The sequence below is a fragment of the uncultured Algibacter sp. genome (genome assembly GCF_905480415.1).
Classification (GTDB): domain Bacteria; phylum Bacteroidota; class Bacteroidia; order Flavobacteriales; family Flavobacteriaceae; genus Algibacter_B.
This window is the reverse complement of sequence record NZ_CAJQQI010000014.1, coordinates 1-26,910: the sequence shown is the minus strand read 5'-3', so window position 1 is coordinate 26,910 and position 26,910 is coordinate 1. Positions and strand designations below refer to the sequence as shown.

General features: G+C 31.8%; 26 protein-coding genes. 18 read left to right on the top strand and 8 right to left on the bottom strand.

Features of this window, described 5'->3' with window-relative positions; translation table 11 throughout:
* Positions 1-2,251: methylmalonyl-CoA mutase family protein (locus QZ260_RS01415; RefSeq protein WP_295981928.1), on the top strand; the 2,251-nt coding region annotated here is incomplete at its 5' end.
* A 344-nt stretch (positions 2,252-2,595) separates the two neighbouring features.
* On the opposite strand, the gene QZ260_RS01410 is transcribed toward QZ260_RS01415, so the two are convergent.
* A complete protein-coding gene (locus QZ260_RS01410) occupies positions 2,596-2,991 on the bottom strand; it encodes a hypothetical protein (protein ID WP_295981927.1) in 396 nt (131 codons plus the stop codon).
* A 123-nt stretch (positions 2,992-3,114) separates the two neighbouring features.
* Here QZ260_RS01410 and QZ260_RS01405 point away from each other — a divergent pair, with 123 nt between their 5' ends.
* Positions 3,115-3,558 carry an Lrp/AsnC family transcriptional regulator gene (locus QZ260_RS01405; RefSeq protein ID WP_295981926.1) on the top strand — a complete coding sequence of 148 codons (444 nt, stop codon included), beginning with the start codon at positions 3,115-3,117 and terminating at the stop codon, positions 3,556-3,558.
* A 436-nt stretch (positions 3,559-3,994) separates the two neighbouring features.
* On the opposite strand, the gene QZ260_RS01395 is transcribed toward QZ260_RS01405, so the two are convergent.
* A complete protein-coding gene (locus QZ260_RS01395) occupies positions 3,995-5,206 on the bottom strand; it encodes an MFS transporter (protein WP_295981925.1) in 1,212 nt (403 codons plus the stop codon).
* A 357-nt stretch (positions 5,207-5,563) separates the two neighbouring features.
* Between QZ260_RS01395 and QZ260_RS01390 the strand changes: the two genes are divergently transcribed.
* Entirely contained in the window at positions 5,564-6,091 is a 528-nt protein-coding gene (locus QZ260_RS01390) for a DUF4252 domain-containing protein (RefSeq protein WP_295981897.1), read from the top strand.
* Positions 6,091-6,708 carry a DUF1684 domain-containing protein gene (locus QZ260_RS01385; protein WP_295981896.1) on the top strand — a complete coding sequence of 206 codons (618 nt, stop codon included), beginning with the start codon at positions 6,091-6,093 and terminating at the stop codon, positions 6,706-6,708. Before QZ260_RS01390 ends, QZ260_RS01385 begins: the two co-directional genes overlap by 1 nt.
* A gap of 26 nt (positions 6,709-6,734) precedes the next feature.
* Here QZ260_RS01385 and crcB read toward each other — a convergent pair whose 3' ends face one another.
* Both crcB and QZ260_RS01375 read right to left on the bottom strand, forming a co-directional pair.
* A complete protein-coding gene (gene crcB / locus QZ260_RS01380; RefSeq protein ID WP_295981894.1) occupies positions 6,735-7,100 on the bottom strand; it encodes a fluoride efflux transporter CrcB in 366 nt (121 codons plus the stop codon).
* Positions 7,100-8,116 (bottom strand): GyrI-like domain-containing protein, encoded by a 1,017-nt coding sequence (locus QZ260_RS01375; RefSeq protein ID WP_295981893.1) that lies wholly within the window; start codon positions 8,114-8,116, stop codon positions 7,100-7,102. Before QZ260_RS01375 ends, crcB begins: the two co-directional genes overlap by 1 nt.
* Positions 8,117-8,300: 184 nt before the next feature.
* On the opposite strand from QZ260_RS01375, the gene QZ260_RS01370 reads away from it, so the two are divergent.
* Positions 8,301-10,340 (top strand): dihydrofolate reductase, encoded by a 2,040-nt coding sequence (locus tag QZ260_RS01370; protein WP_295981891.1) that lies wholly within the window; start codon positions 8,301-8,303, stop codon positions 10,338-10,340.
* A 418-nt stretch (positions 10,341-10,758) separates the two neighbouring features.
* Here the strand turns inward: QZ260_RS01370 and QZ260_RS01365 are convergent, their stop codons facing one another.
* Complete coding sequence (locus QZ260_RS01365) at positions 10,759-11,085, bottom strand: hypothetical protein (RefSeq protein ID WP_295981889.1); 327 nt, start codon at positions 11,083-11,085, stop codon at positions 10,759-10,761.
* A gap of 627 nt (positions 11,086-11,712) precedes the next feature.
* On the opposite strand from QZ260_RS01365, the gene QZ260_RS01355 reads away from it, so the two are divergent.
* Complete coding sequence (locus QZ260_RS01355) at positions 11,713-12,099, top strand: nucleoside triphosphate pyrophosphohydrolase family protein (RefSeq protein ID WP_295981886.1); 387 nt, start codon at positions 11,713-11,715, stop codon at positions 12,097-12,099.
* A gap of 34 nt (positions 12,100-12,133) precedes the next feature.
* Here QZ260_RS01355 and QZ260_RS01350 read toward each other — a convergent pair whose 3' ends face one another.
* Complete coding sequence (locus QZ260_RS01350; protein ID WP_295981884.1) at positions 12,134-13,201, bottom strand: branched-chain amino acid aminotransferase; 1,068 nt, start codon at positions 13,199-13,201, stop codon at positions 12,134-12,136.
* Between the two features lie 94 nt (positions 13,202-13,295).
* Here QZ260_RS01350 and QZ260_RS01345 point away from each other — a divergent pair, with 94 nt between their 5' ends.
* The 3 genes from QZ260_RS01345 (at position 13,296) to QZ260_RS01335 (ending at position 15,728) form a co-directional block, all read left to right on the top strand.
* On the top strand, positions 13,296-13,799 hold the full coding sequence (locus QZ260_RS01345) for a DUF4920 domain-containing protein (protein ID WP_295981882.1): 504 nt from the start codon (positions 13,296-13,298) through the stop codon (positions 13,797-13,799).
* Positions 13,800-13,884: 85 nt separating this feature from the next.
* On the top strand, positions 13,885-14,583 hold the full coding sequence (gene mnmD, locus QZ260_RS01340) for a tRNA (5-methylaminomethyl-2-thiouridine)(34)-methyltransferase MnmD (RefSeq protein WP_295981881.1): 699 nt from the start codon (positions 13,885-13,887) through the stop codon (positions 14,581-14,583).
* Between the two features lie 239 nt (positions 14,584-14,822).
* Entirely contained in the window at positions 14,823-15,728 is a 906-nt protein-coding gene (locus tag QZ260_RS01335) for a TIGR01777 family oxidoreductase (RefSeq protein WP_295981879.1), read from the top strand.
* Positions 15,729-15,819: 91 nt separating this feature from the next.
* Here the strand turns inward: QZ260_RS01335 and QZ260_RS01330 are convergent, their stop codons facing one another.
* Positions 15,820-16,473: a YceI family protein gene (locus QZ260_RS01330; protein ID WP_295981877.1), complete on the bottom strand. Its 654-nt coding sequence runs from the start codon at positions 16,471-16,473 to the stop codon at positions 15,820-15,822.
* Positions 16,474-16,618: 145 nt separating this feature from the next.
* Here QZ260_RS01330 and QZ260_RS01325 point away from each other — a divergent pair, with 145 nt between their 5' ends.
* The 7 genes from QZ260_RS01325 (at position 16,619) to QZ260_RS01295 (ending at position 23,896) form a co-directional block, all read left to right on the top strand.
* Positions 16,619-17,158 (top strand): nucleotide exchange factor GrpE, encoded by a 540-nt coding sequence (locus QZ260_RS01325; protein ID WP_295981875.1) that lies wholly within the window; start codon positions 16,619-16,621, stop codon positions 17,156-17,158.
* A 9-nt stretch (positions 17,159-17,167) separates the two neighbouring features.
* Positions 17,168-18,289, top strand: coding sequence for a molecular chaperone DnaJ (dnaJ, locus tag QZ260_RS01320; protein ID WP_295981874.1), 1,122 nt, complete (start codon positions 17,168-17,170; stop codon positions 18,287-18,289).
* A 451-nt stretch (positions 18,290-18,740) separates the two neighbouring features.
* Positions 18,741-19,667, top strand: a complete 927-nt coding sequence (locus tag QZ260_RS01315; protein WP_295981872.1) for an ABC transporter ATP-binding protein — start codon at positions 18,741-18,743, stop codon at positions 19,665-19,667.
* A 4-nt stretch (positions 19,668-19,671) separates the two neighbouring features.
* A complete protein-coding gene (locus tag QZ260_RS01310) occupies positions 19,672-20,985 on the top strand; it encodes an ABC transporter permease (protein WP_295981871.1) in 1,314 nt (437 codons plus the stop codon).
* A gap of 1 nt (position 20,986) precedes the next feature.
* A complete protein-coding gene (locus tag QZ260_RS01305; RefSeq protein ID WP_295981869.1) occupies positions 20,987-21,817 on the top strand; it encodes a mechanosensitive ion channel domain-containing protein in 831 nt (276 codons plus the stop codon).
* 19 nt (positions 21,818-21,836) lie between these two features.
* Positions 21,837-22,730: a DUF6268 family outer membrane beta-barrel protein gene (locus QZ260_RS01300; protein ID WP_295981867.1), complete on the top strand. Its 894-nt coding sequence runs from the start codon at positions 21,837-21,839 to the stop codon at positions 22,728-22,730.
* A gap of 2 nt (positions 22,731-22,732) precedes the next feature.
* Positions 22,733-23,896: a sigma-54 dependent transcriptional regulator gene (locus tag QZ260_RS01295; RefSeq protein ID WP_295981866.1), complete on the top strand. Its 1,164-nt coding sequence runs from the start codon at positions 22,733-22,735 to the stop codon at positions 23,894-23,896.
* A gap of 125 nt (positions 23,897-24,021) precedes the next feature.
* Here QZ260_RS01295 and QZ260_RS01290 read toward each other — a convergent pair whose 3' ends face one another.
* Complete coding sequence (locus tag QZ260_RS01290) at positions 24,022-24,537, bottom strand: NAD(P)H-dependent oxidoreductase (protein ID WP_295981863.1); 516 nt, start codon at positions 24,535-24,537, stop codon at positions 24,022-24,024.
* A 132-nt stretch (positions 24,538-24,669) separates the two neighbouring features.
* Between QZ260_RS01290 and QZ260_RS01285 the strand changes: the two genes are divergently transcribed.
* Positions 24,670-25,521 (top strand): PPK2 family polyphosphate kinase, encoded by an 852-nt coding sequence (locus tag QZ260_RS01285; protein WP_295981861.1) that lies wholly within the window; start codon positions 24,670-24,672, stop codon positions 25,519-25,521.
* A 199-nt stretch (positions 25,522-25,720) separates the two neighbouring features.
* Positions 25,721-26,910: M20/M25/M40 family metallo-hydrolase (locus QZ260_RS01280; protein ID WP_295981860.1), on the top strand; the 1,190-nt coding region annotated here is incomplete at its 3' end.

Below are 26,910 nucleotides of genomic sequence, written 5' to 3'. Positions count from 1 at the left end.
TCCAGGAATGAACACGCTTTATAAAGCGATAATGGATAAATTGGTTGAAAAAATAGATTCAGATTTAAAATCAACGTTCACCATTTCGAATGAAATGAGTGAAAAGATTTTTGTTATTCCGCCGTCTAGAACACGTTATTTATCTGAAATAGCTGAAAGTAATAGAGCATATGATAAAAAGGCTGATGAACAAGTTGAAGTTACTCAAAAGCTTTATGGAATATATAGAACATTAGAATCGGTTATTGGTAATTTACCAAAACTAGATAAATCAGGTATTGATTCTGAATCAGTTGAGTCCTTTGAAAATAAAGATTTCATTAGGCTTTTAGTGGGAGAATTTGATAGAGTTAAGCTTGGCCTAGACCCATATAATTGGGAGATAATTCTAGGTTGGAATGAAAAAGTAGATAAATACAAGAACCCTATTTATTCCTTCAAGGTTAGAGATAAAGAAATTAAAATAGAAACTCATACTGAATCCTTATCACATACTCAGATTCCTAAAGTGGCACTTCCAAAATATCAAGGTTGGGGAGATATTTTAAGATGGTGTTTACAAGAAAATGTTCCTGGAGAGTTTCCTTATACATCTGGATTATATCCATTTAAAAGAACAGGTGAAGACCCTGCACGTATGTTTGCAGGCGAAGGTGGACCAGAACGTACAAATAAACGATTTCATTATGTTAGTGCCGGTTTGCCAGCAAAACGTTTATCTACTGCTTTTGATAGTGTAACACTATACGGTAACGACCCTGATTATCGTCCAGATATTTATGGGAAAATTGGAAATGCAGGGGTGTCTATTTGTTGTCTAGATGATGCTAAAAAGCTCTATTCAGGTTTTAATTTAGCAGATGTAATGACCTCTGTAAGTATGACTATTAATGGACCAGCTCCAATGCTACTTGGGTTTTTTATGAATGCGGCCATCGATCAACAATGTGAAATTTATATTAAAGAAAATAGTTTAGAAAAAGAGGTTGAAGCTAAAATAACCGAGATTTATATAGGTAAAGAACGTCCTAAATACAATGGTAATTTACCAGAGGGAAATAATGGTTTAGGCTTAATGCTCTTGGGAGTAACAGGAGACCAAGTATTGACTGAAGCTATATATTCAGAAATTAAAAAGAACACAATTGCACAAGTTAGAGGAACGGTTCAAGCAGATATTTTAAAAGAAGACCAAGCACAAAATACCTGTATTTTTTCTACGGAATTTGCTTTACGTTTAATGGGCGATGTTCAAGAATATTTTATAGAAAATAATGTGCGTAATTTTTATTCAGTGTCTATTTCTGGTTATCATATAGCAGAAGCTGGAGCAAACCCTATTACACAAATAGCCTTGACATTGTCAAATGGTTTCACTTACGTGGAATATTATTTGAGTAGAGGTATGGATATCAATAAATTCGGACCAAACTTATCTTTCTTTTTCTCAAATGGTATAGATCCGGAATATGCAGTTATTGGTCGTGTAGCACGTAAAATTTGGGCAAAAGCATTAAAACATAAATATGGTGCTAATGCGCGAGCACAAATGCTTAAATACCATATTCAAACCTCGGGTAGAAGTTTGCATGCTCAAGAAATAGATTTTAATGATATTCGAACGACACTTCAGGCATTATATGCTATTTATGATAACTGTAACTCATTACACACTAATGCTTATGATGAAGCAATAACTACGCCTACTGAGGAATCTGTAAGACGTGCCATGGCCATTCAGCTTATAATAAATAAAGAATTAGGTTTGGCTAAAAATGAAAACCCAATTCAAGGCTCATTCATTATTGAAGAATTAACAGATTTAGTAGAAGCCGCTGTTTTATTAGAATTTGATAGAATTACAGAACGAGGAGGTGTTTTAGGTGCTATGGAAACCATGTATCAGCGTTCTAAAATTCAAGAAGAGAGTTTGTATTATGAAACATTAAAGCATAATGGAGAATTCCCTATTATAGGCGTGAATACATTTTTAAGTAGTAAAGGGTCACCTACAGTTTTACCTGCGGAAGTTATTAGAGCTACCGAAGAAGAAAAAGAATTTCAAATTAAGACTTTAGAAAATCTTCATAAATCAAATGATATTGAGGCACTACTCAAAGATCTTAAGGATAGAGCAGTTAGCAATGAAAATATTTTCGAATCATTAATGGAGGTTTGTAAAGTTTGTTCATTAGGGCAAATTACAAATGCGTTGTTCGAAGTAGGAGGACAGTATAGAAGAAACATGTAAGCAGAGAACCTCTTTTTCTTTCTCAGAAAAAGCGTGTGAATCGCTTATCCCGAGCCAAGACTCGGGATCCATAAAATGAAAGCAAAGTGTACTAAGAACCTCTTTTTCTTTTTCAGAAAAAGTGTGTGAATCGCTTATCCCAGGCTCTAAATCGGAATCTTTATGGACTGTTTTTCTGTATAGCTTTAATTTAAAGTCCCTTGAGATTACTTTGCTTAATTTGTTAAGCACCTATTTTTAAGTTTATTTTGATACACTTACGAGTGGTAACTTCATAATATGGTATCAATGTATTGCAAGAAGGTTGGGGTGATAATTTACTAAAATATCTAGTTTAAAAAGTATTATAAAGTCAGCATCCAGGAGCTCTGAAGCTTTTTGAATTTTTTCAATTCACTTCTTAGAATTGGTAAAAAATCTTTTCCATTGCTATTTGAGCGTTCTAATCTATAAGAGTTTTTGTAGAGCTTATTCGTTAGTCGCTTAAGAGAATCAATATGTTTATGCTTTTTTTCTGAGTAACGCTCCAGTTCAGCATTCATAATTTCAGGAACTAACGATACAGATTGCTGAATAATATCTCCAGAAAAATAAATATCATTATCCTCAGAACCATCTAATTTTAAATTAGATAAGTCGTTATTTAAGTACGTAGATATGTTTTGAGATAAGGCAAAAATCTCTAATGCCTTTTGATAAACCGGTAATTCCGATAGATTTAGTGGGGTATTGTGTAACATGTTCTATTTATTTCAGCAAGTTTATCAAAATTACTCACAACAAATGAGATTTAACTTTAGATTTTAAAGTAAAAACGTATATTTGCCTTAAAATTTAATTATTTTTAGTTAATTCTCCTTTAAATGAATTTAGATTCGATTAATAGTAAAATTTTAGAGTGTTTACAGAAAAATGCAAGACTATCTAATGCAGAAATTGGTAGGCGAGTAGGGATAAGTTCACCAGCCGTTTCGGAACGTATTAAAAAGATGGAAGATCTTGGCATTATAGAAGGCTACAAAACTATTGTATCGCCTTTTGAAATAGGTTATCAACTAAAAGCAATAATAACTTTAAGAGCCTTCATGGGAAAACTAAAACCCTTTTTAGATAAGGTAAAAACCTATGATGAGGTAATTAATTGTTACAGAATTACTGGTGATGAAAATATCGTTATGGAAGTAGTTTTAAAAAATCAAAATCATCTTGAAGCTTTCATAGATCAATTAATTAGTTATGGAGAATCAAAAACACAAATTGTTTTATCGAGAGTTGTAAAACAGAAAGAGGTTGTTCCAATAAAATAATAGTGTGTTTAATGAATTTGCCAAAACGGATTTTTTCTATTCTTATCTGCATAATACAAAATGATACTATTTCTATGTGGTTCTTTTAAATGTGCCTCTCGCCATAACCATGGTTTATCTTCAGCTAACTGATTAAATTTAATACCTTTTTCCTGAAGTTTAGAAACCCATTCATTCGGTGTTCTTATTCAAAATAAATAGTGACACCAGCACCGTTTGGTAATTCATCTACTTTATGAATTGAAAATGTAGCATCTCCATTAGGCCATTCAAAACCTTGCATAATTTGGGATTACATCTACATTAATATGCAATCCCAAGGATTTATAAAACTCAACAGATTTTTCAAGATTAAAAGATGGAATAGTGATTTGGTTTAAATTCATTACTAGACATTTAATATTCTTTTTCTGTATTTAAAGCTAGTTCAATTATTTTAATCTAATTGCTTTCTTAAACTTAAATGGCTTTTTAAAATAAGTAATAAAAGCACACAGAAACCACCTATAATAGTTATCATGTACCAAGTATTATCAAATCCCCAGCCATCAACCATTTGCATACCAGCCTTGTGTCCAAATATGTGAGCCATAGAAAAAGCGATAGAATACAATGCCATATATTCACCTTGGTTTCCTTTTTTAGCGCGTTCCATAGCAAATGCATTTGAAAACGGAAAGGCTATCATTTCTCCAATAGTCATTAAAAACATACCAATAATCAATATTCCAGACCAAGTTGTAATATTTAAAATGATAAAACTTGATGCGGTTAATACAGCACCAAATATCATGAGGTCTGTTTTAGAAAATCTACTATTTTCCAACCATTTAATTAGAGGCATTTCTAACAAGAAAATGAAAAATCCATTGGCACCTAATAATAATCCTATTTCTATCTCTGTTAACACATGCACTTCTCTGTAATATATTGGCAATGTCGAAAAGTATTGTAAAAAGATAATTCCGAATAAAAACATGGCAATCAAAAAGATTGTAAATGCTTTGTCTTTATAAGCCGAATCAGGATTAGTCAAAATAATATCATCCAATACTATCGATTTTTTTGGGTTTAAAACCATAATCAAAACTATTGTCGCAAGTATACATGTAATACCATCTAACCAAAATAAACCGGTATAACCTAAAGTTGTAATAATTATTCCACCAACAGCTGGACCTGCTGAAAATCCTAAATTTATAGCTAATCTAATAAGTGTTACGCTACGTGTTTTGTTTTCTGGTTTGCTATAAGCACTTAATGCTACAAACATTGCTGGACGAAACATATCGGCAACAAGCATGACCAAAAAAATGCCTAAACACAAAGCATAAAATGTATTTAAAAATTGTAAGCCTATAAATAATATACCGGTACTTAAAAGGCTTCTTACCATTACTTTGTAATAACCTATACTGTCTGTTAATTTTCCACCAAGCCAAGAACCAACTACGGATCCCAACCCGAAACATACCATCAAGGTACCTACATTACTCAACGAAAACTCCAAGTCTTCAGTAAGATATAAAGATAAGAAAGGAATAACCATGGTTCCTGCTCTATTTATAAGTGTAATTAAAGCAAGCCACCATACTTCTTTAGAAAGTCCTTTAAAAGTGTTTAAGTAATTGTTAAATAGTGTTTTCATGTGGTTTCGTTTTATTTTTTTAAATGTCACATGTTGCATTCATATAGTATTATAGTTGGTAATAAATATTTACTTTATGAATGGTTCATTAGTTCTAATTATTCACGTTTTAATTTTTATTGGAAGCCGTTATTTGACTAAAAATAAAAAGTCCGACTGTGAAGTCGGACTTTTTATATACTGTAATATTTTATATAAACATCACCAAAATATATAACGAGCCCAACTTCCTGTCTTATAACAAGAGTTAAATGGCTTTTTATAAATAGTGACACTATTATGCATTTTTACTTCTTTTCAAGTTCAAATCTATGTAAAATAAATTTAACTTGTATTTTTACAATAATAATTTTTAAAATGAAGAAAATAGTTTTAGTAATAAGTTTAGGATTTTTGCTAATTTCCTGCGGTGGTAGCTTTCAGAGTTTTTACAATAACCATAAGGCAGATATGGGTGCGACATCATTTCAAGTGCCCAATTTTATGAAAGCCGTTTTAAGCAATATTTCGCCAGAAGTAAAACATGCTATTGGTAATATTTCAGATTTTAAATATATAAAGTTTGAAAAAATAGATGTCTTAAGACGTCAAAATCTTATTGCTGAAATGAGCGCAGTAACTAAGAGTGGGTTTACAGATATATTTAGAAAAAATGAATCGGACAATACACGTATTATATCAGTACGAGAATTAGGAGCAGTAGTAACCGATGTGATAATTTTTAATAGTACAGAAACTGAAACTACTGCCTATTATTTACAAGGGAATTTTGACCCTGATAAAATTAAATCATTTACAGATGAAGCTACGTTTAATAACTTTTCTAATGATTTAATGCAATCTTATCAAACTAATATAACGCCCTCATTTAATCCTCAAAACTAATGAGAAACCTATTTGTTTTATGTGCTCTTTTAATATTGTTATTGAGTTGTTCTGAAAAAAAACGGGCTATTAAAGGTGATACTGAATTTCAAAGAGAGCTTAATGCAGATTATAGAGATGCCACTAAATCCCCATTAAAAGATAGGGATAGGAAAAACTTTGAAGGCTTAGATTTTTTTAAGTTTGATTCTACTTTTATAGTGAAAGCGAATTTTAAAAGGACTCCGAATGAGAAGACTTTTAAAATGAAAACCACAACAGACCGAGAACCTATTTATGTAAAATACGGTGAATTAACTTTTAATTTAAAGGGTGAATTATTTAAATTGAATATTTACCAAAATCAGGATTTAATAGAAAAAGAAGGTTTTGAAAACTATTTGTTTTTACCTTTTTTAGATGAAACTAATGGACTTGAAAGTTATGGTGGTGGACGCTACATTGATTTAAGAATCCCGGAAAGTGATACTATGGAAATTGATTTTAATACAGCCTATAATCCTTACTGTGCCTATAATGATAAATATTCTTGCCCAATTGTACCTAGAAAAAATTATTTAAAAACTAGAATTGAAGCTGGTGTTAAGGCTTTTGGAGTACATGTTAAACGAAGTTAGTTGAAAATTTCTACAAAGTCAAGTGATTATTTCACCAAGTACATCCCAGCAAAAACAGCTAAAAATCCAATTACAAAACTTGCAATGGTATATACCGCAAAACTTGTAAAATCACCAGATTTTAAAAACATATGGTTTTCGTAAGCAAATGTAGAAAAGGTTGTAAAGCCACCGCAAAAACCAGTAGCTAAAAGCAAGGTTTGATTTTGAGAGAGGGTATCATTTTTAGCAGCTAAACCGAGTATAATACCAATAAGCAAACTGCCTAAAATATTGGCAGCAAATGTACCGTAAGGAATACCTGTTTCTGCACTGTTTAAATATTTTCCAATAGCATAGCGTAAAACACTACCAAAACCACCGCCAACAAAAACCAATAGAAGTTGTTTCATTATTTTACGGCAATATATATTTCGGTAATCCAATTGGCAGGATTTGGTGTATTCATAGGATCTGTTTGATATACTTCAAGAGCTGATGAATTATACAACTCTTCTAAATTTGTGTCTTTTATGTATTTTGATGCTATTTCCCAAGCTTCTTTCAAATTACTATAATCACCTTTTAAAGTAGTTTTAATAGCTTTAAATGGTTTTAATTGCCCTGTTAAAATATCAGGCTCAGAAGAAATTACTTTTTCAGTTGTAGGTAAACAGAATGAAAACATTACTGCGTTATTCTCTTCATCCCATTTATGGTAATTTATAAAAGGAGCTCCCGCCATTTTAATATTATTGTTCTTGGCATACATACCAACTTTAGACATCATTTCTTGCATTTTATTTGTCAAATCAGATATTTTGCAAGACGTTGTATTATAAATATAGTAGCCACCACCGTGCTGTCTAATACCATTTACGGTTATACTATACTTCTTCATGCTTTCAACAACAATACTATCTAATTTTTCTAAACTGCGCTCATAATGCGGTGCAATTTGTTTTTCCATACCTCCCATTACAGTAGTATAAGCTTTAAAACCAAAAGGTAAATCTTTGCCAGAAATAGTCCACGTGGCATCTGTTGAGCCATCTTTATTTTGTTTAAAAATCCATGTAATATCTGAAGTTAACTCTGTGAATTGCATTTGCTGTTGTATAGATTTGTTTGGCACAGCTTCAATAGTTGTCATAGTACCTATACCATCTTTATCTTCCCAAGAATACGTGCCATCAACGCCTTTAGTTTGTTCTGAAAGTGTGATTTTCATGTCTGGGTCTGCTTCTGCCCAAGAGGACCAAGCTTCCCAATTTTTAAAATCTATAACATTATCATAAAGCACTGCAGCAGGTGTATTTATTGTCCTTGTTCTACTAACTTCAAATTCGTTAGGCTGAATAGCAATATAAATAGACATTCCAATAATAACGATAAGTAATAAGAATGAAATGTATTTGAGAGCTTTCATTTTTTTATTTTGAAATTATACATATCAAAGATAATCATTTTTAATTTTCGATTAATAAATTATTACATTTGTTGTGTTCAGATTCAATTATCGATAGATAAAAGTTTGTTTTGTAATAAAATCAATAATCGTAAGGTTCTTTTTACCATTTTTTTGTTCAATAATTTAAATATAATTTAATACAATGAAATTTACATCAATTTTAAATTTAATGTTAATTACCACTATGTTATTATCGTGTGGTAATGAGAAGTCCGAGAATAATAATGATGATATGGCATCAAATGAAACCATTTCATTTAATTATAATTTAGAGCAATTTGCTGATATCAAAGTATTAAGATATCAAATACCTGGTTGGGAAAAACTTACTTTAAAAGAACAAAAGCTGGTTTATTATCTTGTTCAGGCAGGTTTGTCTGGAAGAGATATTATGTGGGATCAAAATTACAGACACAATCTAAAAATTAGAAAAGCATTAGAAAATGTTTACACAAATTATGAAGGTGATAAATCTTCTGATAGTTGGGGGGAATTCGAAACATATTTAAAACGGATTTGGTTTAGTAATGGGATTCATCATCATTATTCAAACGATAAAATAAAACCAGAATTTTCTTCTGATTATTTAAAACAATTACTAGCTGCGACTAATACCACTTTTGATGGGGAAGCATTTCAAGTTATATTTAATAATCAAGATTCGAAAAAGGTTAATCAAGCCAAAGCTGTAGATAATGTGGCACTGTCTGCCATAAATTTTTATGGACCAAATGTTACTAATAAGGATGTTGAGATATTTTATAAAACGAAGAAATCACCAAATCCTAAAAAGCCTTTATCATATGGCTTAAACTCGCAATTAGTAAAAGAAAATGGTGTTTTAAAAGAACGTGTTTATAAATCCGGAGGATTATATGGTGAAGCTATTGACGAAATTATAAAATGGTTAGAATTAGCAAAAGGTGTTGCTGAAAATGACGCCCAAGGTGATGCATTAGGTTTGTTAATTGATTATTATAAAACAGGCGATTTACAAACTTGGGATGATTATAATGTGGCTTGGACAGCTGCTACCGATGGTAATATTGATTATATAAATAGTTTTATTGAAGTTTATAATGATCCTTTAGGGTATAGCGGGTCTTATGAAACTATTGTGCAGATTAATGATTTTGATATGTCTCAAAAAATGAAAGTTGTATCAGATAACGCACAATGGTTTGAAAATAATTCCCCTTTAATGGACGCCCATAAAAAGAAAAATGTTGTTGGCGTAACATACAAAGTTGTAAATGTAGGAGGTGAAGCTGGAGATGCATCACCAAGTACGCCAATTGGTGTGAATTTACCAAATGCTAACTGGATTCGTGCTGAAGTTGGTAGTAAATCTGTATCCTTAGGTAATATCACTCACGCTTATAATAATGCAAGTAGTACTGGTCGTTTAAAGGAGTTTGTACATGATGAGGAAGAATTAAAACTAGAAGAAGAACATGGGCAATTAGCAGACAAATTACATACGGCATTACACGAGGTTATCGGTCATGCCTCGGGGCAATTAAATCCTGGAGTAGGAGAGACCAAAGAAACGCTAAAAAACTATGCATCAACACTTGAAGAAGGTCGTGCAGATTTAGTTGGACTTTATTATTTATACAATCCTAAATTACAAGAACTAGGATTAGTAAATGATTGGAAAGCAATTGGGATGGCTGCTTACGATGGATATATTAGAAATGGTTTGATGACCCAATTAATACGACTAAATTTAGGTGATAATGTTGAAGAAGCACACATGCGCAACAGACAATGGGTTTCGGCTTGGGCGTTTGAAAAAGGAAAAGCAGATCATGTTATAGAAAAAGTAACACGCGATGGAAAAACTTATTTTAACATAATTGATTATGAAAAATTACATGATTTATTTGGTCAATTATTGCGTGAGACTCAACGTATAAAATCTGAAGGTGATTATGCTGCTGTTGAAGCTTTAGTTGAGGGATATGGCGTAAAAGTAGATCAAGAAATTCATGCTGAGGTTTTAGACAGAAATAAGCAATTTAATTCGGCACCTTATAGTGGTTTTGTAAATCCTGTTTTAGTGGCAGAAAAAGATAAAGAGGGTGAAATAACCAGTGTGAAAGTTACACAGCCAGAAACATTCTCTAGTCAAATGTTAAATTATAGTATGCATTATAGTTTCTTGCCAGAAGTAAATTAAAATTTAAAGAAAGTGATAAAAAAAAAGCAGAATCTTAAATTAGGGTTTTGTTTTTTTATTTACACTAAAAAAGAAAAGAAGACTGTTCAGAGTAATTTGAAAAATAATAATTAGAAATATTTACATGATATTTTAAATATTTGGATTTATTAATACATTTAAAAAATACCAAAATATCGTCAAAATAATATATTTAAGGATCCGTTTTTTTATTTACACTAAACACCAATAGTAGTATATTAACAACAATGAGAGTACTTATAATTAATAAAATATTCATTTTTAGAAAGATTACTTATTTACTAGATGCAGTTTTTTAAAAAAGGTTGCGTAAAAAAATGTTTTATTAGTCTATACTTCCGGTTATTACCTCTTAAGTTATCTAGAATATCATATTCCATGAGCTTTCCCGCACCAATTAACCCTGTTTTTTTTGAATATTTTTTCTATGAGTGTCTATGGTAAGTGTGCTTAAGTTTACTTTTTTTATTATATGTTTAGACTTTTCAACGTTACCAATGTATTGTATAAGTAACAATGTTCTTTCTTTTAAAGTATTAATGTTGTTCTGGGTTTTTTTTATATCTACTAGATTGAAAAAGAAAATGGGAGCGTTTACAGCTTCCTTATGTCTTGTAATACCTTTTACTGCTTCAATAATAGTATAAGATTTCTTCTTCTGATATCGCGCGACCTTCAATTTTATAGTATTTTTGGTTTTTAAAATTTCTTTTACAGCTAACATTTATTTGTTTTGAGTAACTTTTACAATTTAGGTCAACTAAACGAATAAAAAAATACCCACTTTTGGGGATATTTATGTTTTTGGTCGAAAATTTTATCGAATAACGGTTGTTTTTTTAGCTTGTTGCGTAGTGATGCGTTTTGTTTAGTTTTGTTTTTAACTTTTATTTTAACTTTTATTTTAAAAAGAGATATACCTAAATATAAGTTTTCAAAATAAAACGTGTTTAATAAATTTAATTTAAAAAGCACCTAGGCAGATTGATGATTAAGCGTTAAAATATGAATATTAAAAAATAAATAGTTAGTTCATTTATAAAAGGAAACGGTAAAATAAAAATATTACTTAAAGAAAAACTTAATAGCAGCAATAAATAGGATAAAAAAAATGAAGGCCATTAATACCCAAATACTACCGCTGTAAAAACGTTTGTGGAGTTTGTAATCTTTACGGTAGGTGTAAGCAATTATAATCGCAAAGACAATAAAGAAGATAATTCCGAAAATGATTTGACCTTTACTAAACATATAGTTACTTTTATGCAAACTTAATGAAAACCCTTAAAAGATTTCTCTCTTTACTGAAACAAGTTCAGTACTTAGCTAGGAAATGAAAAAATAGATATTTATGAAGAATAAAATAGAAGCTGTAAAAGCATTTCATACTGCATTTAAAATAGGACACAGAGAAGCACCTAAAGCGGATTTAGGTTTAGCTAAAAACATGTTGCGTTACAAATTAATGCGTGAAGAAAATGAAGAATACCTTGATGCTGCTAATAACAATGATTTGGTTGAAGTTGCCGATGCACTAGGAGACATGCTTTATATTTTATGCGGAACTATTATTGAACATGGTATGCAACACAAAATTGAAGAAGTGTTTGAAGAAATACAGCGCAGTAATATGAGTAAACTTGGTGCGGATGGACAGCCTATTTACCGTGAAGATGGTAAAGTGCTAAAAGGACCAAATTATTTTAAACCGAATATTCAATCTATTTTAGATAAATAAAAAAAGCAGCCATTTGGCTGTTTTTTTTATTTCATTATTTCACTGCATATCGCCAACCAAATGGGTCTTCAACTTTATTGGTTTGTATATCTGTAATGCGCTTTTTCAAAAAGCTAGCATATGTGTCATCTAATTTTGGTAACTCGTAGTCACTATCTTTAAAACCAAATCCGGCAATAGGAGATATTACAGCTGCTGTTCCGGCGCCAAACATTTCTTTTAAGGAACCATTTTTAGCCGCTTCAACAACTTCAGCAACACTTATCTTTCTAACTTCGACAGGGATGTTTTCCGATTTAGCCAATTCAATAATACTTTTACGAGTAATACCATCTAGAATTCTGTCACTAGTTGGTCCAGTAATCAAAGTATCATTTATACGAATAAAGATATTCATTGCACCTGCTTCCTCAATATATTCATGTGTATTGTCATCTGTCCAAATCACTTGTTGATAGCCTTTTTCTATAGCTAATTGTGTGGGGTAGAATTGTCCTGCATAATTACCACCAGCTTTAGCAAAACCAACACCACCATTTGCAGAACGTGAATATTTTTCTTCTATTAAAACTCGCACTTCTCCAGCGAAATAGGCTCCAGAAGGTGCTGTACATATTATGAATTTATATTCATCAGCAGGAGACGCATGAAAGCCATTTCCAGACGCAAATATAAATGGCCTGATGTATAAAGAACTTCCATCTTTTTTAGGAATCCAATCTTTGTCAATTTCTAACAACGCTTTTAAACCATCCATAAAGTAACTTTCTGGTAATTCAGGAATAGCTAAACGTTTTGAAGAAATATTCAAACGTTTAAAATTATCTAATGGACGAAATAACCAGACATTTTCATCAACATCTTTATAAGCTTTCATGCCTTCAAAAACAGATTGGCCGTAATGAAAAATTTTAGCCGACGGATCTAAAACTACAGGTTGGTAAGGCATCACTTTTGGAGCTTGCCATTTACCATCTTTATAATTGCATTCTAACATGTGATCAGAAAAATCATGTCCGAATTTTAAATTCTCAAAATCTACGTCGTTGATTTTTGAGGTTTTAGCCTTTATAATCTCTATATCGTTGATTATAGTATTCATAAGTCTTGTAATTAAGTGATACAAATTTAAAGAAAAACGTTTTTAAAAAAGCGGTATATTTACATAAATCATTTAAAATTGAAATATTTGTACCATGAAGTCAATTACCTTAGCAATTATCTGTATTTTAATGTTAAATTCTTGCAAAAATAAAAGTCAAGATGCCGTTGTAAATCCAGTAAAAGTTGAAAAAATAGAATATGCCTCATTTGGCAAAGAAATTATTGCTGATGATGCCGTTAGTGCAAGTTCTATGGCAGCACATTATAAAATTATGAAGGCTGGAGACAGTATAAACTCAAAAATAATAGCAGAAGTGCATGAGGTTTGTCAAGCAAAAGGATGTTGGATGCGTTTAAATTTAGATGATGAGAATGAAGTTATGGTGAAATTTAAAGATTATGGTTTTTTTGTTCCAAAAGATATTACAGGAAAAAAGGTGATTATAAATGGACAAGCTTTTGTGGAAGAAGTGTCAATTGATGAACAAAGACATTACGCTGAGGATGCCGGAAAATCCGCTGAAGAAATAGCTAGTATTACAGTACCCAAAAGAACATATTCATTTGAGGCTGATGGTGTTTTAGTTGTCAAATAAGTCAAACATCCTACTTATGATTTTTTACTTAATTACTGTCATTATTGGTATTACATGTGGCGTAATTAAAAAATAGAATGCTCACATGAAACGGGAAATTATTATTACGGCCGATGGTTCCTCAACCATTCATATTCCAGAATGGGATGAGCAATACCATTCTAAACATGGCGCCATTCAAGAAGCGTATCATGTGTTTATAATGCATGGCTTATATCATTTTATTAGTTCTGAAGGTGTTTCAGAATCTTATAAAACGGTTTCTGAAGTATCCATTTTAGAAATAGGTTTCGGCACTGGTTTAAATACGTTTATAACGCTTTTAGAAACCGAAAAACTAAAATCAAACATTGATTATACGGGAGTTGAAGGGTATCCTGTTTTAGCAGATGAAATTAATGCATTGAATTATACTCAAACGCTTAATGCAGGAAACAGAGCGAAGCTCTTTAAAGCCATTCATAATGTATCTTGGGAAGAGAAACATCAAATATGTGATGGTTTCACTTTAATAAAAAGAAAGCAATTTTTTTCTGAAATCGATGATACAGAAGCTTATAATATCATTTATTTTGATGCTTTTGGAGCTCGAGTACAACCGGAACTTTGGACAGAAAGTGTATTTAAAATCATGTATAAGGCTTTAAAAACTAAAGGTATTTTAGTTACCTATTCAGCAAAAGGTAGTGTTCGAAGGGCTATGCAAGCTGCTGGTTTTACTGTTGAAAGGCTTCCTGGTCCTCCAGGCAAACGAGAAATGTTACGCGCTTGCAAAGAAGCGTGACATTCAACGACTCAAATAAAATAATTTTGGAGTTAAATGTTACGAGCGACAAAGTAGATTTTTAATTGTCACTACAGAGTGATTCAGCTTGTAATGGGCGCAGTCGAATTTTGGCAATCTGTTTATCATAATGATTTGCTGCTTTCAATCAATAATTCGGAACAAAGAATTTCTGTTAAACCTAATATAAAAACTTAGTAAACACCTAAGTCATTTTGTAACTTTATAAAAAAAATAAAATGCGAGTTTTAATAACGGGTGCAACAGGACTGATTGGTCAGGAAATGGTGAAGCTTTGTCATGAAAAATACATAAAAGTAAACTACTTAACAACCAGTAAATCCAAGATTGTTCAAGAAGAAAATTATAAAGGTTTTTACTGGAACCCGAAAGCAAAGGAAATTGATGCAGATTGTTTTAAAGAGGTTGTTGCTATTGTTCATTTAGCTGGAGCTACAGTTTCAAAACGCTGGACACCGAGCTACAAAAAAGAAATTTTATCCAGTAGAACCGAAACTACAGCGTTATTAGTAAGTACTTTAAGGGAGTCAACTCACACAGTAAAACAAGTTGTTTCAGCAAGTGCTATTGGAATTTATCCAGATTCATTAATTAATTATTATGACGAATCTCACAACGAAATTAGTTCATCTTTTTTAGGACAAGTCGTTTCAGTTTGGGAACAGGCTTCAGATGAATTTTTAAAATTAAATATTACCGTTTCAAAAATTAGAATTGGTTTGGTGCTCTCAAATAAAGGCGGCGCACTAATGGAAATAGTTAAACCCATAAAATTTGGTTTAGGAGCCGCTTTTGGTAATGGAAAACAATGGCAATCATGGATTCATATTCAAGATTTAGCAAATCTATTTTTGCATGTGTTGCAAAATAATTTAAAGGGAGTTTATGACGGTGTTGCTCCAAATCCCACTTCTAACAGCGAATTAACAAAAACTGCTGCAAGTGTTTTGCATAAGCCACTTTTTATGCCAAATATCCCCAAGTTTTTTATGAAACTGGTTTTAGGCGAGATGCATATTTTATTATTTGAAAGCCAGAGGGTGAGTTCTAAAAAAATAGCTGATGAAGGATTTCTTTTTAAGTTTAATTATTTGGAACCTGCTTTGAATAATTTGTTGGGGTAATTTCTTTGTTTCTTTCAAACTCAAGTTTCTATAGAATCAAAAAGCCACTCTGCTTATACAAAGTGGTTTTGAAAAAAGATTAATTTTTTAATTACGACTTAGCAGCCTTAACCATAATTTTTAATTCAATATCATCATTTATAAATTTATCACCTAAATTATCAAAAATTGATTTTGAACCATATTGTACGTTCCATTTTGTTCTATCAATAGTAAAAGCTTCACTGCTAACAGTAATAACGTCATTTTCATTGCTTACTGTTACAGGAAAGGTAACATTATTTTTCACTTCTTTAAGTGATAGATTACCAGAAAGCGTCATTTTTCCATCATCGTCTTCTAAACCAGTCACAGTAAAACTAGCACTTGGGTATTTCTCAACGTCAAAAAAGTCAGCACTGGTTAAACGACCAGCAAGTTTAGCATTGCATTCATCATCAGCAGGAATATCTGTAACAGCGATAGAAGTCATATCAATTAGGAATGAAACACCAATAATTTTTCCATCGGCAAGATCTAGTACCCCGCGCTCGATAGAAATAGTTCCGTTATGAGACCCTGTAGGCTTAAATCCTTTCCATTCAATGGTTGATCCATCTTTATTCAATGCATAAATATCAGAATTTACTATTTCTTCAACTTCTTCAGCAGCTTTAGTCGCAGCTTCTTTTGCTTTGTCTTTACATGATGTAACAGAACTAATTAAAGCAGTAATAAATAAGATTGTTGCAAAATTCTTTTTCATTTTAAAATATTTTAGTGTTTCTGTTACGAAATTAGACATTCACTATCAAAAAAAATTAAAATTATTTTAATGACATTATGACAATTTCATAATATTGGCAGTACTTTTGCCAACTAAATTTAAGATTGAAAAAATTGAATTTACCATGAGTAAAAAAGATATAGAAAACGAGCAAGTGGAATCAACTCAAGCAGAAGCTAATGAAGCTCAAGAGCAAGTTTTAGAAGAACAGACGAAGGAGGAAAAACTTGAGACTGAAATAAAGCAAGAAAAAGATAAGTTTTTACGATTATTTGCAGAGTTTGAAAATTATAAAAGGCGCACAGCAAAAGAGCGTATAGAATTGTTTTCAACCGCTAGTGAGGATGTTATGAAAACCTTACTGCCTGTTCTTGATGATTTTGAGCGCGCATTAGCCCACATTGATGAAGATAAAGAAGCTGAAGAGTTGCGTAAAGGTGTGTTGTTAATTTATCAGAAATTGATAAAAACATTGGAGCACAAAGGGTTGAAGCTTATGGAAGTTAAAAAAGGTGATACTTTTAATGCTGACAACCACGAGGCTATTACTCAAATACCGGCACCTAGTGATGATTTGAAAGGAAAAATTATCGACATAGTTGAAAAAGGATATCTTTTAGGAGAAAAAGTGATTCGTTTTCCAAAAGTAGTTATTGGGCAATAAAATTAAGACATGGCTAAAAGAGATTATTACGAAATATTAGGTATTAATAAAGGGGCAGGTGCTGCTGAAATTAAAAAGGCTTACAGAAAGAAAGCTATTGAATTCCATCCTGATAAGAATCCAGATGATACAGGAGCAGAGGCTAAATTTAAAGAAGCAGCTGAAGCATACGAAGTATTAAGTGACGACAATAAAAAAGCACGTTATGATCAATATGGTCACCAAGCATTTGAGAATGGTGGTGGCGGTGGCGGCTTTGGCGGCGGCGGTATGAATATGGATGATATATTCAGTCAGTTTGGTGATATCTTTGGCGGCGGTGGCGGTGGCTTCTCTGGTTTTGGCGGTGGCGGTGGTCAACGTCGTGTGAAGGGTAGTAATCTGCGTATTCGTGTCAAACTTACTTTAGAAGAAATTGCTCTGGGCGTTGAGAAAAAAGTAAAAGTAAAACGTAAAGTTCAAGCACCAGGTACTACTTATAAAACGTGTTCTACGTGTAACGGTAGTGGGCAAGTAACACGTATTGCAAATACTATTTTGGGAAGAATGCAAACGTCTGCACCTTGTAATGTATGTGGTGGTGCAGGACAAACTATTGATAAAAAACCTAATGATGCCGATGCACAAGGATTAAAAGTTGCTGAAGAAACGGTATCTATAAAAATACCAGCAGGCGTTGTTGATGGCATGCAGCTTAAGGTGTCTGGAAAAGGTAACGAAGCTCCCGGAAATGGAATTTCTGGAGATTTAATTGTTGTTATTGAAGAAGAAACACACGAAAAACTACAGCGTGAAGGCGATAATTTACATTACGATTTATATGTAAGTTTCCCTGATGCTGTTCTAGGAACATCAAAAGAAATTGATACCGTAACAGGTAAAGTGCGTATAAAAGTAGAAGCTGGTGTACAATCTGGTAAAATTTTGCGCCTACGCGGAAAAGGGATCCCGAGTATTAATGGTTATGGTAAGGGAGATTTGTTAGTCCATGTAAATGTTTGGACCCCAAAAACACTAAATAAGCAACAAAAGGAATTTTTTGAGTCTATGGAAGATGATGAGCATTTCGCACCCAAACCAGAAAGTTCAGATAAATCATTTTTTGAGAAAGTAAAAGATATGTTCTCTTAGTAAAACGACTATATTTAAGCTTGTAAATTTATATTACTAGCATCTTTTTAAATTTTAAAATCCGCTTTTTTAAGTGGATTTTTTTTACGAAAAAAGAGAAGATATTTAATAGTTTTGCTAATAGTATTGAAAAAAAAACTATATTTGAATATCACTAATTTAGTTTAGTGATAATTTTTCTTTTTCATAGCAATTTTTTTCCCATCCTTAATTTTATTAGGGGTGGGTTTTGTTTTTTTAATGAAACTCAATTTTCAGAAGACTTTAAGTCGTACTGAAAATTGTAAGTTGAATTAATATCGAATTTATTCCGAGATCACTTTTTCTCTTTAAAAAAATATCTAATTATTTGAATCAAAATTATTACTATAAACATCAATCATTTTAATGTTTATTTGGTAACACAACATTTAATATATTTACCTTTTTATTAGTCAATTAAAAATTTAATATGAATAACTTACTTGAAGTCAATAATGTTTCCAAGTACTTTGGAGATTTTAAAGCTTTAAATGATGTATCAATTACAATACCTAGAGGCAGTATATTTGGTTTATTAGGGCCTAACGGCGCAGGAAAAACGACACTGATAAGAGTTGTTAATCAAATAACTATGCCAGATTCAGGTTCAGTAATTTTAGACGGAGAAGCACTTAGCCAAAAGCATGTTAAGGATATTGGCTACTTGCCAGAAGAACGCGGTTTGTATAAATCAATGAAAGTTGGTGAACAAGCCATATACCTAGCACAGTTAAAAGGGTTAAGTAAAGCTGAAGCTAAAACGCGATTGAAATACTGGTTTGAGCGTTTAGAGATTGGCGACTGGTGGAACAAAAAAATCCAAGAGCTTTCAAAAGGGATGGCGCAAAAAATACAATTTGTAGTTACGGTACTTCATGAACCTAAATTATTAATTTTTGACGAACCATTTTCTGGCTTCGACCCTATAAATGCGAATTTAATAAAGGACGAAATTTTACGATTACGTGAAAACGGAGCAACAGTTATATTTTCTACTCATAGAATGGAATCGGTTGAAGAATTGTGTGATGATATTGCTTTGATACATAAATCAAATAAAATATTAGAAGGAAAATTGTTAGACATAAAACGTCAATACAAAATTAATACATACGAGGTAGGTATAAGGCCTTACAATCGTGCCTTGTTAGAAAAAGAATTGTCTGAAAAATTTAATGTTTCTAAAGCCAATTTTAGAACGTTGGAAGATGAGTTAAAGCTCAATATTAAACTTCAGCAAGGTGAAAAACCAAATGATTTATTGAGCTATCTAACTGATAAAGGAGAAGTGTCTCATTTTGTAGAACTTATACCTAGTGTTAACGATATTTTTATTCAAGCCGTTAATAACAACTAACTTTATGAACCATTTACCACTTATTATAAAACGTGAATATTTAACTAAGGTTAAAAATAAATCGTTTATTATGATGACGTTCTTGAGTCCTCTCATATTTATAGCACTTATTGCATTTGTTGCCTACTTATCTCAACTAAATAATGACAAAATTAGAGTGGTGTCTATTTTAGATGAATCTGGGCTGGTAAAAGATGTTTTTAAAAACTCAGGAAATACATCTTATAATATCCTTGAAGGAATGTCGGTTGAGGATGCAAAAATGCTAGTTCTAGAAACAAAAGGATATGGATTATTGCATATTGATGATATTACAGAAGGAAAACTAACATCAAAAGATCTGACTTTCTACTCAGAAGAGTCGCCGTCACTAACTTTAATTTCAAATTTAGAAAGTGAAATTCAGTCAGAACTAACACTTCAGAATAGAATTAGAGAAGGTATTGATGTTGAAAAGTTAAAGGCTTCTAGAGTTAATATAGAAATTAATCAAGAAAGTTTTGAAGGCGAAAAGACATCAAAAGTTGATAGTATTGTTAAACTTATTTTTGGAGGTGCAGCAGGGTATCTGTTATTTATGTTCATAATTATATATGGAAACATGATTATGCGAAGTGTAATTGAAGAAAAAACAAGTAGAATTATAGAAGTTATTATTTCTTCAGTAAAACCAATGCAATTAATGCTAGGAAAGATTATTGGAACATCTTTAGCTGGTATTACACAGTTTGTAATTTGGATTATTTTAGGTAGTGTTTTAATGACGGTGGCTTCTTTAATTCTAGGCATTGATATGGCTCAAATGGAAACACCACAACAACAGGTGTTGGAGCAAGCTATGGAGAATCCTGAAGTAAATCTTCAACTTCAAAATATGGTCGCAGCGTTTTATAATTTGCCATTAACCAATTTAATTATAGCATTTATTTTGTTTTTTATTGGTGGTTATTTATTGTATAGTTCGTTATATGCCGCTATTGGTGCAGCAGTTGATAATGAAACGGATACACAACAATTTATGTTGCCCATAATTATGCCTCTTGTTTTAGCGGTTTATATTGGTATATTTACAGTTATTGAAGACCCACACGGAACTGTTTCAACCGTATTTTCGTTTATACCATTAACATCACCAGTAGTTATGCTTATGCGAATTCCTTTTGGTGTTCCAATTTGGCAGCAAGTTTTATCTTTATTAATACTAGTTGCTTCATTTATGTTTACGGTTTGGTTTGCTGCAAAAATATATCGTGTTGGAATTTTGATGTATGGGAAGAAACCAAGTTATAAAGAATTGATTAAATGGATAAAGTATTAATATGGAAAAGTTAAAGAGTATACTTAATTATACTTTCAATCTTACTAATGATATTAGTATTTCAGTAAAAGGAATATTGCTAGTTATTATAGTTATTATGGTTACGTCTTTTGTTCTAAATGTATTTAGAAGAGTACTAACAAGACGATTGCCAAATGAAGATAAAGCCAAGTTTAAAATATTATTTGGTTATGGTAAATGGATAATTTATCTAATTATATTACTAATAACCTTTAATGGTATTGGTGTTAATGTAACTGCCGTGTTTGCGGCATCTGCGGCACTATTAATTGGTGTTGGTTTAGCATTACAAACCTTATTCCAAGATATTATTGCTGGGGTGTTAATTTTATTAGATCAAACGATTCATGTAGGCGATATTGTTGAGATTGATGGTAAAGTTGGTCGCGTAGATGAGATAAAATTAAGAACTACAAGAGCCGTAACTATAGATAACAAGGTGCTCATTATTCCGCACCATTTATATCTTACTAATAGTTTATATAATTGGACTCAGAATGGTTCAACAACTCGCGAATCGGTTGTAGTTGGTGTTGCTTATGGTAGTGATGTGCAATTGGTTAAAAAACTACTTTTAGAAGCTGCAAATAATCATGAATTGATTTTAAAGCAACCAGCCGCATATGTGTTCTTTACAAATTTTGGCGATAGTGCTTTAGAGTTTAAACTAGTTTTCACTTTAAATGATAGTTTTCAGGGAGCCATTCCTAAAAGTGATTTACGTTTTGAAATAGATAGACTATTTAGAGAAAACAACATTAGTATACCATTCCCACAAAGAGATATCCATATTATTCAAAAGCCAAAGTAAATTTAAAATTAATCGGGGAATGAATCAAAGAATAAGAAAGGAAACTAGATATGTAGTGGTATTATGTTTCTTTTTTGTTTTTCAATTTTCAATTGCGCAACTCACAGATATAGCGAGGTTAGAATATTCATTTATTCCTCAAAGTAAATCTGAAGATCAGTATACGAGATTGCGAGCACTTTTAAATTATCCTATAGAAGTTAAGAATGATGCTTATTTTATAATTGGAGCAGAGTATAATAGAATTTTTCTGAATTTAGAAGAGAATTATCCATTTGATACATCGGTTTTAGATAGAATTCATATCATAGATTTAAACATTGGTTATACTTTTAAATGGAATGAAAAGTGGCGATTGGGAGTAAAATTTAATCCTAGAATAGCCTCAACACTTACTAAATCTTTAAGCGCAGATGATTATTTTTTGAATGGAGGGGTCTTTTTAATAAATGACAGAACCAAAGATGAAAGTTTAAAACGATCCTACCGTTTAATTATAGGATTAACATATAATGCAACTGTAGGCTTGCCGTTTCCGCTCCCATTTGTTAGTTATTATAGGAGAATTAATGAAAAATGGAGTTTTAATGCGGGAATACCAAAGTCTAATTTGAAATATACGTTTAATAAGCGAAATAACTTGCAAGCTTTTGTTGGACTAGACGGTTACTTGGCTCACCTGCAAAACGCGGTCGTAATAAATGGACAAAATATAGATCATATTTCATTATCTGTAGCCATTGGAGGATTTGGGTATGAATATTGCTTTACTAAACATTTAGTAGCTTATATGTACACGGGTTATACACTAAGATTAAATAACGTTTTACGTAATAAAAGCAAAGATGAAATTCTTAAATTAAGTGATTTAAATACATTTTATTTAAGAACTGGATTAAAATTTAAAATTTAAGTATGTCAAAAATATTAGTAATAGAGGATGAGGCAGCGATTAGACGTGTGCTTGTAAAAATTCTTTCAGAAGAAAATGAAGCCTATAAAGTAGATGAAGCTGAAGATGGTTTATTAGGTATAGAAAAAATAAAAAACGAAGATTTTGATTTAATACTTTGTGACATAAAAATGCCAAAAATGGATGGCGTTGAAGTCTTAGAAGCTGTCAAAAAAATTAAACCTGAAATACCAATAGTTATGATTTCTGGTCATGGCGATTTAGATACCGCTGTAAATACTATGCGTTTAGGAGCTTTTGATTATATCTCAAAACCACCAGATTTAAATAGATTACTAAATACCGTTAGAAATGCTTTAGATAGAAAAGAATTGGTTGTAGAAAACAAAATTCTTAAGAAAAAGGTTAGTAAAAAATATGAGATGATTGGTGAAAGCGACGCTATTTCACAAATTAAAGATATCATTGATAAAGTAGCTCCAACCGACGCTCGTGTTTTAATTACTGGACCAAATGGAACAGGTAAAGAGTTAGTAGCACATTGGTTACACGAAAAGAGTGCACGTGCAAAAGGTAATTTAATTGAAGTAAATTGTGCGGCAATACCAAGTGAATTAATTGAAAGTGAGTTATTCGGACATGTAAAAGGTGCCTTTACAAGTGCTAATAAAGACAGAGCAGGAAAGTTCGAAGCTGCCAACGGAGGTACTCTTTTTCTGGATGAAATAGGAGACATGAGCTTATCAGCTCAAGCTAAAGTTTTACGTGCATTACAAGAAAGTAGAGTTCAGCGTGTTGGTAGCGATAGAGATATTAAAGTTGATGTTCGTGTTGTAGCAGCAACAAATAAGGATTTAAAAAAGGAAATTGAAGAAGGTAGATTTCGTGAAGATTTATATCACAGGCTGGCTGTAATTTTAATTAAAGTTCCAGCGTTGAATGAGAGACGAGATGACATTCCGTTATTAGTAAGTCATTTCTCGGAAAAAATAGCAAACGAACAAGGAACTGCTAAAAAAGTTTTTTCGGATAAGGCTATAAAATTGCTTCAAGAGTATGATTGGACGGGAAATATTAGAGAACTCCGTAACGTGATAGAACGCTTGATTATCCTTGGAGGCATTGAAGTGAGCGTACAAGATGTAAAACTATTTGCATCTAAATAATACAAAAAGGCTGTTTAAAAAGGCTTTTATATTTAATTTATAATGTTGAGCGTGTCGAAAATGATGTTGATAATCATCAATTTAAAATATTTCGACAAGCTCAGTATGATTTAGAATCATACTTTTTAGACTATATCTTTGATATGTTTAATAAAATCATCTATTCTTAATTTTATTTTCTCATTTAATGTGTCATTTTTAATATAAGTATGAATATCTCCCAAATAATTCATTCCTAAATACTTAGCAGATTCAACAAAAGGCATATTAAATCCATCTATTAAATCATCATGATTACTCGTGCTAATCATGGCCATGTTTTTTCCTCGTAATTGACGCCCAGTATCTTTATGTATTCGGAGTATATCAGAAATTCTATCAAAAAACACTTTTAGTACACCACTCATACTATACCAATAGATAGGAGTAGCGAAGATTATGGTATCATATGTTTTTATAATATTGGTGATTAACTCTATAAAATCATCATCTTTATTTTTATACTCATAATCATAATGTCCAATATTCTTGTTGTGTAAGTCAATAACATCAATGGTGTTTTTTGATGCCATGTAATTAACAATTTTATTAGTATCACCTCCGCTTCTAGAGCTTCCTTGTATAATAACAGTCTTATTCATAATTCAAAATATAATAACAAAGGAACAACTTTAAAAAAATACAAATATCGATTTCAAATAGAAACAATTAATGTTAAGCATGATAAAATCAATAGCATTTTTTATATATTTAATCCAGATAAAATACCGACTATGAATGACTATAAAGTAACTTCAAACATATCTTTAAAAAATTCGAAAACAAAAGTTGTTATAAACGACGCCGAAAAAGAACTTAAAAAGGTTAGGAAGCAATTAGGAAAACTTCAAGACACCTTATATGCTCACGGAAAATATGCCGTTTTAGTATGCCTTCAGGGTATGGATACTTCTGGAAAAGACAGTTTAATTCGCGAAGTGTTTAAAGATTTTAACGCCAGAGGAGTTGAAGTTCATAGTTTTAAAGTGCCTACAGAATTAGAATTGAAGCACGATTATTTATGGCGTCATTACATAGTACTGCCTTCTCGCGGAAAGTTTGGAGTTTTTAATAGAACGCACTACGAAAATGTATTGGTAACTCGTGTGCACCCGGGATATATTATGGGTGAAAATATTCCAGATGTTCATTCCGTAGATGATATTAATGAGGCTTTTTGGAATAAACGTTTCGATCAGATAAACAATTTTGAGAAACACCTAGCTGAAAGCGGAACTATCATTTTTAAATTCTATTTAAATCTGTCAAAACAAGAACAGAAAAACAGATTATTACGTCGTTTGCGAAAACAAGAAAAAAACTGGAAATTCTCACCTGGCGATTTAAAAGAGCGTAAACTGTGGGATAAATACCAAACCTATTATGAAGATGCCATTAACAGAACATCTAAACCACATGCGCCATGGTACACCATTCCTGCCGATGATAAACCTTCAGCAAGATATTTGGTCGCAAAAACCATGTTCGATGCCTTAAGTGCATACACCGATATTAAAGAACCAGAATTGGATGACGACATTAAAGCGAATATTGAATTATATAAACAACAACTTAATAACGAATAGTTTTTGGGCTTTTTAACACGCTTTCACTACTCAATTTTTTTGCGAAAAATCAAAAAGGATTTCAAATATTTAACCCGTGTTGAGCGCAGTCGCTAGGTTCAATCGTTAACGCAAATGCCTCAAGGTATTAACACAAATTTAAGTTTCAGTTTAATACACAACTTTTAAGAAATAGTATCTTTAAGCATAAAAATATTCTATGAAAATTTTAAAATCAATTCTACTTTTTGTTTCAGTAATATCTATTGTAAGCATTAATGCTCAAACTGATGCAGAGGTTATAAAAACGATTTACAAACAATCTTTAACCAATGGTAAAAGTTACGATTGGTTAAACCATTTATCAAACCAAATTGGTAGCAGATTATCAGGCTCTCTAGGAGCAGAACGTGCAGTGGCATACACCAAAGAAGAAATGGAAAAACTTGGTTTAGATAAGGTTTGGTTACAACCGGTTATGGTACCTAAATGGGTTAGAGGGGCACAAGAATTTGCTTTTATAGAAAGTACTCCGGGAAAAACCACTAACGTTAATATTTGTGCTCTAGGAGGTTCAATAGCTACTCCAGCTTTAGGTTTAAAAGCAGAAGTTGTTGAGGTAAAGAACTTCGAGGATTTGGAAGCACTTGGTCCAGAAAACATTGAAGGTAAAATTGTATTTTATAACCGCCCAATGCAAGCCGATTTAATTCTCACCTTTGAAGCCTATGGAGGTTGTGTAAACCAACGTTATAAAGGTGCGGTTGAAGCCATAAAATATGGAGCTGTGGGTGTTATTGTGCGTTCTATGAATTTACGAATGGACGACTTACCGCATACAGGAAGTATGACGTATGATAATTTACCTGTGGATAGACGGATTCCTTCAGCTGCAATTAGCACCAACGATGCAGAGTTATTAAGTACCATGTTAAAATTGGATAAGTCTATTAAATTTTACTTTAAGCAGAATTGTAAGCAACTTAAAGATGTACAATCTTATAATGTTGTTGGGGAAATCACAGGAAGTGAATTCCCGAACGAATATATGATTGTTGGTGGGCATTTAGATTCATGGGATTTGGGGGATGGTTCTCACGATGATGGGGCCGGTGTAGTACAATCTATGGATGTTCTTAGATTATTAAAGGAATCTGGTATTAAACCAAAAAGAAGCATTAGAGTTGTTTTATTTATGAATGAAGAAAACGGTTTACGCGGTGGAAAAAAATACGCTGAGCTTGCTAAACAAAAAGGTGAAAATCATGTATTTGCTTTAGAAAGTGATTCAGGAGGGTTTACACCTCGTGGTTTTAGTTTCGATTGTAACGACGCTAGTTTTAATCAAGTTTTAAGCTGGCAGCCACTTTTCAAACCCTATCTTATTCATTATTTTGAAAAGGGTGGAAG

Excerpts from the sequence above, each read along its gene's own strand:
- QZ260_RS01410 (WP_295981927.1), bottom strand. The coding sequence starts at position 2,991 with ATGTTACACAATACCCCACTAAATCTATCGGAATTACCGGTTTATCAA.
- QZ260_RS01405 (WP_295981926.1), top strand. The coding sequence starts at position 3,115 with ATGAATTTAGATTCGATTAATAGTAAAATTTTAGAGTGTTTACAGAAA.
- QZ260_RS01395 (WP_295981925.1), bottom strand. The coding sequence starts at position 5,206 with ATGAAAACACTATTTAACAATTACTTAAACACTTTTAAAGGACTTTCT.
- QZ260_RS01390 (WP_295981897.1), top strand. The coding sequence starts at position 5,564 with ATGAAGAAAATAGTTTTAGTAATAAGTTTAGGATTTTTGCTAATTTCC.
- QZ260_RS01385 (WP_295981896.1), top strand. The coding sequence starts at position 6,091 with ATGAGAAACCTATTTGTTTTATGTGCTCTTTTAATATTGTTATTGAGT.
- crcB (WP_295981894.1), bottom strand. The coding sequence starts at position 7,100 with ATGAAACAACTTCTATTGGTTTTTGTTGGCGGTGGTTTTGGTAGTGTT.
- QZ260_RS01375 (WP_295981893.1), bottom strand. The coding sequence starts at position 8,116 with ATGAAAGCTCTCAAATACATTTCATTCTTATTACTTATCGTTATTATT.
- QZ260_RS01370 (WP_295981891.1), top strand. The coding sequence starts at position 8,301 with ATGAAATTTACATCAATTTTAAATTTAATGTTAATTACCACTATGTTA.
- QZ260_RS01365 (WP_295981889.1), bottom strand. The coding sequence starts at position 11,085 with ATGTTAGCTGTAAAAGAAATTTTAAAAACCAAAAATACTATAAAATTG.
- QZ260_RS01355 (WP_295981886.1), top strand. The coding sequence starts at position 11,713 with ATGAAGAATAAAATAGAAGCTGTAAAAGCATTTCATACTGCATTTAAA.
- QZ260_RS01350 (WP_295981884.1), bottom strand. The coding sequence starts at position 13,201 with ATGAATACTATAATCAACGATATAGAGATTATAAAGGCTAAAACCTCA.
- QZ260_RS01345 (WP_295981882.1), top strand. The coding sequence starts at position 13,296 with ATGAAGTCAATTACCTTAGCAATTATCTGTATTTTAATGTTAAATTCT.
- mnmD (WP_295981881.1), top strand. The coding sequence starts at position 13,885 with ATGAAACGGGAAATTATTATTACGGCCGATGGTTCCTCAACCATTCAT.
- QZ260_RS01335 (WP_295981879.1), top strand. The coding sequence starts at position 14,823 with ATGCGAGTTTTAATAACGGGTGCAACAGGACTGATTGGTCAGGAAATG.
- QZ260_RS01330 (WP_295981877.1), bottom strand. The coding sequence starts at position 16,473 with ATGAAAAAGAATTTTGCAACAATCTTATTTATTACTGCTTTAATTAGT.
- QZ260_RS01325 (WP_295981875.1), top strand. The coding sequence starts at position 16,619 with ATGAGTAAAAAAGATATAGAAAACGAGCAAGTGGAATCAACTCAAGCA.
- dnaJ (WP_295981874.1), top strand. The coding sequence starts at position 17,168 with ATGGCTAAAAGAGATTATTACGAAATATTAGGTATTAATAAAGGGGCA.
- QZ260_RS01315 (WP_295981872.1), top strand. The coding sequence starts at position 18,741 with ATGAATAACTTACTTGAAGTCAATAATGTTTCCAAGTACTTTGGAGAT.
- QZ260_RS01310 (WP_295981871.1), top strand. The coding sequence starts at position 19,672 with ATGAACCATTTACCACTTATTATAAAACGTGAATATTTAACTAAGGTT.
- QZ260_RS01305 (WP_295981869.1), top strand. The coding sequence starts at position 20,987 with ATGGAAAAGTTAAAGAGTATACTTAATTATACTTTCAATCTTACTAAT.
- QZ260_RS01300 (WP_295981867.1), top strand. The coding sequence starts at position 21,837 with ATGAATCAAAGAATAAGAAAGGAAACTAGATATGTAGTGGTATTATGT.
- QZ260_RS01295 (WP_295981866.1), top strand. The coding sequence starts at position 22,733 with ATGTCAAAAATATTAGTAATAGAGGATGAGGCAGCGATTAGACGTGTG.
- QZ260_RS01290 (WP_295981863.1), bottom strand. The coding sequence starts at position 24,537 with ATGAATAAGACTGTTATTATACAAGGAAGCTCTAGAAGCGGAGGTGAT.
- QZ260_RS01285 (WP_295981861.1), top strand. The coding sequence starts at position 24,670 with ATGAATGACTATAAAGTAACTTCAAACATATCTTTAAAAAATTCGAAA.